This is a genomic window from Streptomyces sp. NPDC007983 (genome assembly GCF_042958345.1).
GTDB lineage: Bacteria > Actinomycetota > Actinomycetes > Streptomycetales > Streptomycetaceae > Streptomyces.
On the sequence record NZ_JBIBJI010000005.1, the window covers coordinates 254,716 to 266,781 of the forward strand.

The 12,066-nt window shown below is 75.4% G+C and carries 2 protein-coding genes (1 of these 2 only partly in view); both read right to left on the minus strand.

From position 1 onward, the window contains the following. Nucleotides 1-2,657, minus strand: partial view of an amino acid adenylation domain-containing protein gene (locus tag ACFZCY_RS18080; RefSeq protein WP_391174248.1) — the 5' end (the start) only. It extends 19,183 nt beyond the left edge of the window; the window shows 2,657 of its 21,840 coding nt (coding positions 1-2,657); it begins with the start codon at nt 2,655-2,657; the stop codon falls past the left edge of the window. Between the two features lie 77 nt (nt 2,658-2,734). Then, on the minus strand, nt 2,735-11,932 hold the full coding sequence (locus ACFZCY_RS18085; protein WP_391174422.1) for an SDR family NAD(P)-dependent oxidoreductase: 9,198 nt from the start codon (nt 11,930-11,932) through the stop codon (nt 2,735-2,737). Nucleotides 11,933-12,066 lie beyond the last annotated feature (134 nt).

A 12,066-nucleotide genomic window follows, 5' to 3' on the forward strand; every position in this document is an offset into this window, starting at 1 on the left:
TTGGTGACGGGATCGCCGAAGGCCGCCGCGGCATCGCTCGTGACGATCTTCAGATGCACCCGGCGCCCGTCGTCGGCCAGGTACCTGACCACCTGGAACAGGGCCAGCACCCCACGCCTGCGGCTGTCGTGGAGTTCGCCGGGCTCCCCTTCCTCGCCCGGGACGTGCGGGCGGATGCCGCCGAGGTGGTAGACGCGGTCCACCGGACCGGCCTCGGCCAGCGCGCGGACCAGGTCGTCGTGGTCGAGGTCGATGATCCGGGTGTCGTCGCCGCGGTGGTGCCGGGCGATGCCCTCCGCCAGCCGGCCGGCGTCGTCCGAGCTCAGAATCAGCACCCGGGAGGCGCCCGTGCCGCCCGCGCCGGAATCGGACGCGGGCCGCTGCTCGGGCACCCAGGCCGGGCGGTAGCAGCCCATGGCGGACGGTTCCGCGGCCGCGTTCGCCACGGGCTCCGCCCCGGCGGCGGGGTGGGGCGGCGACGGCAGCCAGTACCGTTTGCGGGCGAAGGGGTAGGTGGGCAGGCCCACGCGGCGCACGGTTCCCTCGGGACGCAGCCGGCCCCACTCCACCTCGGCGCCCCGTGCCCAGCACTCGGCCACCGTGTGCAGATCGCCCTCGTCAAGGGCCCGCGCCAGTCGGTCCCCGTCCTCGCCGGAGGCCCGGCGGGCCGTGACCGTGCCCGTGACGACCCCGGCGGCCGGGCCCCCCGAGGCGAACGCGCGCAAGCGGTCGCGGGCCTCGGCCAGATCGGCCGCGGGGAACGCGAGCCTCGCCTCCATCGCCTGACGCCCGGTCTGCAGAGTGTGGGCGAGATCGGCGAGCGAGACCGGCTCCGGCCCGTCCGCCGCGCCCGCCCCCACCGCATCCGCCGCGGGCCCGGCCAGCAGCCGGGCGACCGCTTGGACGGTGGTGCTTTCGGTGAGGGGCGTTTTGCCGGGCCGCTCGCCGAACGCGGCGTCGAGTTTCCCGGCGAGGACCATCAGTTCCGCCGCGCCGATGCCGTATTCGCCGAACGGCGTGGCCGGGTCGAGGTCGTCGGTGTGGACCTGAAGCACCTCGGCGACCAGCCGCAGGCACTCGGCCTCCGCGTCCGCGACCTGCCCGGCGTCGGGGGTCGGGCGGTGCCCGGCCGCGGCGGGCTCCTCCAGGAAGGCCGCGAGCCGGGCGGCCGACGCGCGCAGCCGTTCCTCGTCGCGCGCCGACACCACCACCAGCTGCGGGCCGGCCGCCACCGGGGCCGCCGGCCGCGGCGCCCCGGCGTCCGCCCGGTACTCCTCCACGATCAGGTGGACGTTGGCCCCTCCGCCGCCGAAGGAGCTGATGCCGCCCCGGCGCGGCAGCTCCACGCGCTGCCCGTCTTCGCGGGCCACGACCGGCCGCGGCCAGGAAACCGGCTTCTGCGGGACGAAGAACGAGGTGCCGGTGAGGTCGATGTCCGGGTTCAGTTCGGCGGAGTGCAGCGACGGCGCGATGGTCCCGTACCGGAACTGCATCAGCATCTTCGTCAGGCCCGCGATGCCGGCCGCGGACTCCAGGTGACCGATGTTGGACTTCAGCGAGCCGACCGCGCAGCGCTCCACGCCCTGGGCCAGGCCGTCGTCGATCCGCTCGCGGAACGCCTCGGCCAGGCCGGAGATCTCGATCGGGTCGCCCAGCGGCGTACCGGTGCCGTGTGCCTCGACGCAGCCGATGGTGCGCGGGTCGATTCCGGCCCGGCGCAGACTCGCCGTGATCACCTCGGTCTGCGCCCGGGGGCTGGGAACCGTGTATCCCCCGGTCTTCCCGCCGGAGTTGACGGCGGACGCCCGGATGACGCCGTAGATCCGGTCGCCGTCGGCGACCGCCTGCCGCAGCGGCTTCAGCAGCACCGCGCCGACGCCCTCGCCGTCCACGAATCCGTCGGCGCCCTTGCCGAAGCTGCGGCAGCAGTTCCCCGGCGAGGTCATGCCGTTGTCGGACAGGGTGCGCAGGTGCGACTCGTGCAGGATCAGGTTCACGCCGCCGGCGACCGCCGCCGAGCACTCCCCCGCGCGCAGGCTCTCGCAGGCCAGGTGAAGGGCGGTGAGTGAGGCTGAGCACGCCGTGTTGACGGTGAGGCTGGGGCCGCGGAAGTCCAGCGTGTACGAGACCCGGTTGGCCAGGGACCAGTGGTTCGAGCGGGCCGTGTTGGCCGCACCGAGGGCCGCGGCCTCCCCGCCCATCCACTCGTAGTCGCTGTTCATCACCCCGGCGAACACGCCCACCGGGTTGTTCTCCCGAGCCAGGCGGCGCGGCGGGTAGCCGGCGTCCTCAAGGGCCGCCCAGACGGTCTCCAGGAAGATCCGCTCCTGCGGATCGATGCCGTCGGCCTCGACGGGGGCGATGCCGAAGAACAGCGGGTCGAAGGCGTCGGCGTCGTCGATCAGCCCGGCCCACCAGCGGCGGCCGTCCGGCGGGCCGCCGCCGGGGCGCGGCGCCCGCGCTTCCCGCGGCCCCCGTACCGGCGGGAACTCCTGGACGCAGTTCTCGCCGTCGCGTACCCGCGCCCACAGCTCGTCCGGAGTCCCGGCCCGCGGGTACCGGCCGGCCAGGCCGATGACGGCGATGCCCTCCACGGTCTCCGGCCTCGCCTGCGCACCCCGCAGCAGCCGCAGCAGTGCCTTGCGCTTGTCGTCCATGTCCGAACCCCTGCCTGTCGCCGGCCGCGCCGCGGCACTCGCCGTACCGGGCTGTTCCGCCCCGGCCCCACTCGTCGTCATTCCGTCACCGTCCGGTCTCCCGCCGCCCCGTCACCGGGCGTGTCCAGCAGCCTCAGCAGGTCGTCCACCTCCGCGTCGGAGAGCGCGCCGACCATCCGTTCCAGCTCCCCCGTGAGCGGCGGCGGTGGATGCTCGGAGCGCACCGGCACCGCGGGCACCGGTTGTTCCGGCCCGGTGCCGGGCGCCGCCGCCCGTGGCGCGCCGTCCGTCGTCCCCGGCGCGGCGCCGTGCAGGGCACGGGCCAGGGCGTCCGGGTGCTCGGTGAGCAGCCAGCGGGCGAGCTGGGCCATGGTGATCTGCTCGAAGAGCAGCGTCGCCGGGACCCGGCCCACATGTTTTTCCAGCGCCTTGTTGATCTGGAGCGCGACCAGCGAGTCGACGCCGTAGTCCTCGAAGGTCGCCTCCACGTCGAACTGCTCCGGGGACATCTCCAGCACCTCGGCGAAGACCTCGCGTACGAAGTCCTCGGCGGCGGCGTACCGGTCCGCGGCCGGCCGCGCGGCGGTGTCCGCCCCGGACGTCCCGGACGCCACGGACGCCACGGACGCCACGGAAGGGGCGGCCGAGGCGGCCTCGGCGCCGGCGCCGTCGAGGGCCGGCACACCGGAGGCGGCGGCGGGCTCGTCGGCCGTGGCCGCATGGACGGCCACGCCGTCGCTCTCCGCCACGATCAGGCTCTGGGCGGCCGCGCCGTCCTGGGGCAGCCCGTGGAACGCGATCCCCCGGAAGCCGCAGCCGGACAGCACGTCCCGCCACGCCCGCTCGTCCAGCAGCGGGGCGCCGGGGATCCGGAGCTCCGGATCCCGATACGCCCACCAGCCATCGGTGAGGCCGAAGATGAGGGTCATCGCGTGGTCCACCCGCGTGCCCTCGTTGGCCAGCAGCAGCCCGTTCGCCCGGAGCAACAGCTTGACCTGTTCCATGGTGCGGTGCATGTGCCGGGTGGCGTGGAAGACGTTGGTTCCCAGCACCACGTCGTAGGCGTCCGGTTCGAAGCCCTGCGAACCGAGATCGCTCTCGACGTCCAGGACGCGGAACTCCGTGAACGGGTAGGCGTCGGCGAACTGTTTGCGGCCGTGCCGCACGAACCCGCCGGAGATGTCCGTGTACGTGTACCGGATCCGCTCGGCGAAGGGCTCCAGCGCCGCCAGCACCTCACGGGTCGTGCTGCCGGTGCCCGCGCCCACTTCGAGCACCCGGATCAGGGCATCGGGGTCGGTGGCGAGCCGCTCCCGCGCGTACCTCGACACGATCACCCCCATGTGCTCGCTCAGCCGGTCGGTGAGCGGGTTGCCCTGGTACACGGCGGTCACCGCGTCCAGGGATCCGTCGGGGAACAGCACCTCGGTCGCCGAGGTGGTACCGCGGAGCACCCCGGGCAGCTCCCGGGTGCAGCGCAGCAGCAGGTCCGCCACGCCCGCGGTCCACGGCTGCCCGGCCGGCAGCGCGGCGCGGGCAGCCTCGGGGGCGGCGACGGCCCGGCGCGTCTCCTCGTCCTCGACGGCGGGCAGGGCCACCACCTCGTCGCCTTCACGTCGCACCAGGCCGCCCAGCGCCAGCACGTCGAGCAGCACCTCGTAGAGCCGGTGGTGGCGGGAGACCACGCCGAGCGCGCCGCGCAGTTCCGTCGCCGTACGGCGCTCACCGGCCCGGAGCAGGGCGCCGGCGTGCTGGAACACGCCCAGCAACCGCAGCCGGCCGAGCCGCTCCAGGGCCCGGGAGCCTGCCCGCTGCCCGCTGATCCGTGCCTCGTCGGCGGCGCTGACCAGGATCGGCTCGGCGGCCGGCCGGTGCGGCCGCGACGGGGGCCTCGTCCCTCCGGGCCGGGGCCGCACCGTTACGTCCGGGTCGACGCCCAGCGCCTCCAGGATCGTGTCGGAGGCCCGGGTCGCCAGGATCTGCGGCAGGCCGGAGGCGAGGAAACGTTCCACGGTCTCCATGCCCTCGCGGGCCCCGATCGGCCGGATGCCCGCGGCGACGAGCCGCCGCAGGATCTCCTCCCGTTCCCGGTCGCCACCGGCGTGCCAGTAGCCCCAGTTGACCGTGCGGACGGGGAAGCGGGCGGTGCGGTCCAGATCCCGGGCCAGGGCGTCGGCGAAGGCGCACCCGGCGGCGTATCCGGCCTGGCCGGCGTTGCCGGCGAAGGCGACACCGGAGGAGTAGAAGAGCAGGAAGTCCAGCGGCTCGTCCCACACCGCCCGGGCCAGGTTCCACGACGTGTCGGTCTTGGCGGCGAGGACCGCCTCCAGGGACGGCTCATCGAGTTCCCGGATCGGTGCGGCGCCCAGCAGCATCGCCGAGTGGATGACGCCGTGCAGTGCCCCGAAACGGTCCTTCGCGCGGGCGACGGCGTCCTTCAGGGCCGCCGGGTCCGCCGCGTCGCGGGCGAGGTACAGCACCTCGCCGCCGCATCGCTCGATCCCGGCGAGCTGCTCCCGGCGGCGCGTGTCGGGCTCGGCGCGGCCGACCAGCACCAGCTTGGCCCGGTGCGTGCGCGCCAGGTGCAGGGCCGTTTCGTAGCCGACCATGCCCAGCCCGCCGAGGATGAGGTACACGCCGTTGTCGCGGAAGGGGGTGGCCTCGGCCGGCGGCAGCGCGACGGGCTCCTGCCGCAGCGTGTACCGCATCCCGCCGCGGAGGGACACCGCCCGTGCCTTGGCGGAGAACGGCTCGGCCGCCACAGTCGCGGCCGCGGCGGCGGTCTCCTCGCCCCGGATGTCCACGTAACCGACCCTCAGGTGCGGGAACTCCTTGTCCAGCACGGAGCAGTAGCCCCACAGGCCGGCCGCCCCGGGCCGGGACCGGTCGTCCTCGCCGAGCGGGAAGACGTCGGCGGTGACCACCTTCAGGTGCGTGGTCCGTGGCCGTACGGTGCCCTGGCCGGGCCCGGGCGGTCCACCGGTGAGCGCGCCGCGCCGCAGCAGGCCGTGCACCAGACGGTGCAGCGCCAGGACCTCACGGCGGGCTTCGTCGGCCGTGTCCCCGGCCGTACCGCCCACGAAGGGTGCGCCGCCGACGGAAGGTGCGGTGCCGGCGGGTTCGTGCCGGGCGCCGCCGAGGAAGTACACCAGGTCGGGCAGTGGCCGGCCGGCCAGCTCGCGGTCCATGTCCTCCGGGGACGCGCCGGCCTCCGCCAGCCACAGGTGGCCGACATCGGCGCCCCGGCCGAGGTGGGCCCGGCCGAGCGCCTGCGCCAGGACTCGCGCCGACTCCGGCGCCGCGACCAGCACGGACGTGGTCTGCCCGGCGGGGGTGTCCGCTTCCGGTTCCGGGTCGTCCCCGGCGGGGACGGGCACCCAGCGGGGCCGGTAGCCGAACTGCTCATGGCCGTCGTGCGGCGCGCCGATGCCCACCGACGGCCGCGCTGCGGGGCCCGGTTCCGGTTCCCGGATCCGGCGGTAGGCGAGGTCGTGGAAGCGGACGCACACCCGGCCGGTGGAGTCCAGCAGCGCCACGTCGTATCGATGTCCGCCGAGGGCCGTCACATGCGAGAAGCCCTCGGCCGGAACCGGCCGCAACAGCTCCACCCGCTCGGCGGCGAAGGGCAGCAGCAGGCCGTCGTCGGGGCGGAGCATCGCCGCGACGGTGTGCAGCGCGGCGTCCGCCATACCGGGGTGCAGGGCGTGGTGACCGGTCTCGGCGCGGTGCTCGGCGGGCAGCCGGAGCCGCCCCAGCACTTCGCCGTCACCGACCCATGTCCGCTCGACCGCCCGGAAGTACGGCCCGTACCGCAGACCCCGGCCGGCCAGCTCCCCGTACAGGTCGGCGCCGGTCCGGGTGGCCGGGCAGCGGGCCCGGACACCTTCGACATCCACGGTGCCGGAACCGTCCGACGGTTGCCCGGCGGCGGTCGCCGTGCCCTCGGAGTAGCGGACGGCGCCCACCGCGCTGTCGCCGCGATGGCCGTCGTCCTCGCCGCACAGCTCGTACCGCGTCGTGGAGCCGTCGTGCCCGGTGCGCAGCACCACCACGGCGGGCTCGCCGTGCACCGCGACGGGCGACAGCCAGCGCACCTCACGGAGCTCGCGGGGCCCGGCCGTCGGGCCGCCGAGCGCGGAGAACACCAGGTCCAGATGGGCGACCCCGGGCAGCACCCGGCGCCCGCCGACGATGTGGTCGCGCAGCACCGGCTCGGCCGGGTCCAGGGCCCGCCGGTGGGTGACCGGCGGCCGCCCATCGGCTTCGCCCGGAGCGGAGACCGGAGCGGAGACCGGAGCGGGGGCCGGAGCGGGGGCCGGAGCGGGGGCCGGAGCGGGGGCCGGGGCCGGAGCGGAACCCGCGGGGCGGCGCTCGATCCAGTGGCGCTCCGGCGCGAAGGGGTAGGTCGGAAGCGACACCCGCCGGGCCGGGCGGGGGCGCGCCTGCTGAAGGACGTCCGGGTCCAAGGCCAGGCCGGAGGCCCACAGCCGGCCCAGCCGGTCGTGGTCGGCCGCGGCGGCCAGAGCCAGCAGCAGGTCCCGGCCCTCCGGCAGCCCGGTGAGCAGGTCGCCGATGGCCGCGTTGTCCTTGGCGCCGCCCCGGGTCACCCGGTCCCCTGCCTCGCCGCGGGCGAACGCCTCCAGCACCTCGGCGGCCTCGTCCAGCCCGTGCACGGTGACGGCCAGCCGCTCCTGCATCGCCTCCCGGCCCGCCTGGAGCGTATGCGCCATATCGGCGAGCGTCAGGGCCCGGGCCGGTGCGCGATGGTCGGCGGCGAGCTCGCGGCGCAAGCGCGCGGCCAGGTTCGCCGCGTAGGCCCGCAGCCGCTCCTCGGACCGGGCGGACAGCAGCAGCAGCTCCGGCCGGCCCGGCTCGGGCTCCGCACGGTGGTCGTCGTCCGGACCCTCGATGTACTCCTCGAGGATCACATGAGCGTTGGTGCCGCCCGCGCCGAAAGCGCTCACGGCTGCCCGGCGCGGCTGCTCCGCCGGGACGCCGCCGTCGGGCAGCGGCAGCCGGGGCCATCCGGCGAGTTCGCGCTGCACCCGGAACGGCGACCGCTCGAAGTCGATCACGGGGTTGAGCTGCTCCGCGTGCAGCGACGGGGCGAGTTGGCCGTGCCGCAGCTGCAGCACCGCCTTGGTGACCCCGGCGATGCCCGCGGCTCCTTCCAGATGGCCGATCGCCGACTTCACCGAGCCGAGGGCGCAGAAGCCCACGTCCTCGGTGCGGGAGCGGAAGGCCCGCTCCAGGCCGGTGTGCTCGATCGGGTCACCCAGTTCGGTGCCGGTGCCGTGGGCCTCGACGTAGCCGATGGTGCGCGGATCGACACCGGCGCGGGCCAGGGCCTCCTCGATCACGGCCTGCTGGGCGCGCGGGTTGGGCACGGTCAGTCCGCCTGTCCGCCCGCCGTGGTTGACCGCGCTGGCCTTGATCACGGCGTGGACGCGGTCACCATCGGCCACGGCCTGCGACAGCCGCTTCAACATCACCGCGCCCACGCCCTCGCCGGGCACATAGCCGCTGCCGCCCGCGCCGAAGGACCGGCACCTGCCGTCTTCGGCGAGCATCGTCTTGCGGCTCAGGTGGACGTACTTGTCGGGGTGCACGGCGATGTTGACGCCGCCCGCGATCGCGTAGCCGCACTCCCCGCGGCGGATGCTCTCGCAGGCCATGTGCAGCGCGACCAGCGAGGAGGAGCAGGCGGTGTCCACCACGACGCTCGGTCCGCGGAAATCCCCGAAGTACGACACGTGGTTGGCGATCGAAGACCGGTTGGCCGGGACGGTCACATGGTTGCCCCGGAACGACTCCTCCGCGGCGAGCACCGCGTAGTCGCCCCACATCACTCCGACGAACACGCCGACGTCCCGGCCATCGGCCGAGAAGCGTGGTCCCGGGAGGGCGCCGAGGGGGTACCCGGCGTCCTCCAGCGCGCCCCAGGCCGTCTCGAGGAACAGCCGCTCCTGCGGGTCCATGGTCTTGGCCTGCATCGGGGAGATCCGGAAGAACAGCGAGTCGAAGGCGTCCACGTCGTCGAGGAACCCGCCCCACCGGCAGTAGCTCCGGCCGGCGGCCGCCGGGTCGGGATCGAACAGCGCGCCCGCGTCCCACCGGTCGGTGGGCACCTCGGTGACGCAGTCCCGGCCGAGCCGCAGGTTCTCCCAGAACTGATCGAGGTCGCGGGAGCCGGGGTAGCGTCCGCTGATCCCGATGATCGCGATCTCCTCGCCACCGTCACCGCCGCCGTCATCGGCGGGCGGCGGCAGTGCGCGGGCCACGGCCGCGGCGGGCGGGGCGGAGGCGGCGGGGAGTGCCGACGGCACCTGCCGGGCCTCGGTCCGGGCCTGGCCCTGGGCCTGCGATGGGGTCAGGGCCCGGCCGAACAGTCGCGCCACGGCGTCGGAGTGTTCCCGGACCAGGTACTCGGCCAGGTCCTCCACCGTGCGGTACTCGAAGAACAGGGTGCCGGGCAGGCCGGGGAAGTCCTTGCCCAGCAGGGTGTTGGCTTCCATCACCATCACGGAGTCCAGCCCGTACGTGTCGAGCGTGGTGTGGCTGTCGAGCCGGGCCGTGGGCAGCTTCAGCACCTCCGCGATCCTCTCCCTGAGGTGTTCGAGCGTCCGCGTCCGCAGCCGCGCGGCCACGGCACCGCCGTCCACCGACGGGACCGGGGACGGGGACGGGGTCTCGGCAGGGTCAGGGGCAGGGGCAGGGGCGGGGGCGGAAGCGGAGATGCGGTCGGCCTGCCGCACCCCGAGCACGCGGTCGATCGTGGCCCGGTCGCCGACGGCCGGAATGAGCGCCGGCGAGCCGTGGGCCCAGGCGCGTTCGAACATCTCCAGGCCGTCGGCCTCGTTCACCGGCCGCATTCCGGTCGTCTCCCGGAAACGCCGCAGCCCGGTTTCCCCGAGCGAGGTGTCCACGCCGCCGATCGCCCACAGCGGCCAGCCGAGTGAGAGGGTGCGCCCGGGCCGGTGCCCTTCGCGGGCCAGCAGGCCGCGCCGCTCCGCGTAGCCGTCGAGGAAGCGGTTGGCCGCGGCGTAGCTGCCCGCGCCGAAGTCGCCGAGGACGGAGGAGACCGACGAGAACAGCACGAAGAGGTCGAGCGGCTCGTCACGCGTGAGCAGATCGAGGTTGACGGTGCCGTGCGTCTTGGCGGCCAGCACCCGTTCGAACCGCTCATGGTCCGCGTCGGCCAGCGGCGTCGGGTCGTACACCCCCGCCGCATGGAAGACGCCGTCCAGCCGCCCGAAGCGCGCCTTTGCCTCGGCCACCGCCCGGCGTACGTCGTCGGGCACCGCGACATCGCCTCGCACCGGGAGCACCTCGGCCCCCAGTGCGGTCAGCCGGCCCACCTCCGCCCGGACCGCCTCGCTCAGCGGTGAACGGGCCAGCAGCACCAGCCGTGCCCGGTGACGCCCGGCCAGATGACGGGCGAAGGCCAGCCCGATGCCGCCGGTCCCGCCGGTCACCAGGTAGACACCGCGCTCCTTCAGCGGAGCGGCGGCCGGTCCGGCACCGGGGCCGGGCGGTGACGCGTAGTCGATCCGGCGTTCCAGACGCCGGCCGGACCCGTCGTAGCGGACCTCCATCGTCCGGACCTCCATCGTCCGGGCGGCCACGGCCGCCGGGACGCGGAGCTCGTCCAGCAGGGTCCGCGCGAGCCGCCCCGACTCGAGCGGGACACCGTCGTACCGCACCGCACGGAACCACAGGCCCGGCAGGCCGGTCGCGGCCCCTCGGATCAGGCCGGCGAGGGCCTCGTGTTCGGGGCGGGCCTGCCCGCCGGGCGCGGCGTGCCCGTACAGCAGCCGTACGCTCTCGTGGCCGCCCGCGGCGGCCCGCTCGTGCAGGCCCCGCAGGAGATGCCGCGCCGCGAACAGCCCGGTGCCGAACGCCGCGTTCAGCCGGGCGCATTCCTCTTCGGGCTCCGTGGGTGCGGGCTCCGGTACGGCGGAGGAGGCCGGCTGCCCGCCGCCGAGGTCCCACAGATGGACGATGTCCAGTCCGGGCCGCGCGGCGAGGTCCGCGACCTCGGCCAGCAGCCGCCGGTAGTGCCCGGGGTCCGATGGGTCGATGGTGTACTCGCCGGGGCCGTCGGTGTGGTAGCGGTCGCCGACCAGCACCCTCACCACGCGGTCCCACCGACCGGACCGGGCCAGCAGCCGGGCCGGTTCCGGCTCGGCGGCGAAGACCAGCAGGGTCCCCGCGTCGGGCCTCGTCTCCTCGGCCGGGGCGGGCAGGTCCGCCGGCTCCCACCCGAACGCGTAGAACAGCGGCCCGTCGGCGTCATCCTCGCCCGGCGCCGCGGCCGCCGCGGCGCCCGCGGCCGTCAGCACGCGCCCGGCGAAGTCGCGGACCCGGACCAGTTCGGTGCCCCGCTCGTCGGTGACGACCACGTCGAACCGTTGGACGGCCGACGCCCGGGAGCCGGTGCCACGGGCCGGCACCGCGTGGGCGAAGCAGACCGGTGGAAGCCGCGGCGTGAGGATCTCGATCTCTCCCAGTGAGAACGGCACCACCAGATCACCGGCGTCCGGGGCGGTGTCGCGGTTCATCCAGTGCACGGACCTCAGCAGGCCGTCCAGCAGGGCGGGATGGAGAGTGAAGGCGCCGGCGTTTTCCTGCCGCGGCTCGGGCAGCCGTGCCTCCACCAGCACCTCGTCCGTACCGGTCCACACCCCCCGCATGACCTGGAAGGACGGGCCGTAGTGGAAACCGGCCCGCTGGTAGTCGGCGTAGACGTCGGCTCCATCGCGCGGTGCGGCGCAGCGATGCCGCACCGCCTCAAGGTCGAGCGGCGGCCCTGCCGGGGCGGCCCCGGCGGTGCCCGCGACCCCCCGTACATGGGTGACCCGGCCGGTCTCGGCCGCCTCGCTGAACACCTCGAACGCCACGTCTGCGGGCACCGCGCCGCGCTCGGCGTTCTCGGTGCGCAGTCCGACGAACACCGGCAGCGTGCCGTCCACGGTCTCGACCGGTCGTCCCCACACCACGTCGCGCAGGCGGCCGGGCGCCCGGCCCGCCGCCCGCTCCACGGCGGCCCGGGCCATCTCCAGCAGGGCGGTACCGGCCAGCAGCCGCCGCCCGGCCACTTCGTGGTCGCGCATCATCGGGTCGTCGAGGTGCAGCGTGGTGCGGAAGCGGGTCTCGGCGAGGGTGGACTCGTTGGCGTCCAGCAGCGGGTGGAGCGCACCGCCGGCCGCCGCATCCGGCTCGTCTGCGGGGGCGTCCAGCCAGTACCGCTCCCGGGCGAAGGGGTAGCCCGGCAGCGGGACGCGGCGCGGCGGCCGCCCGGCGTGGGGGGGGGGGGGCGGGCCCGGCGCCCCCGGGGGCGCCGGGGGGCGGCCCCCGCGACCGCCCGCCGCCCGCGCGGGCCGGCGGGGGGGGGGGGGCGGGCGGGGCC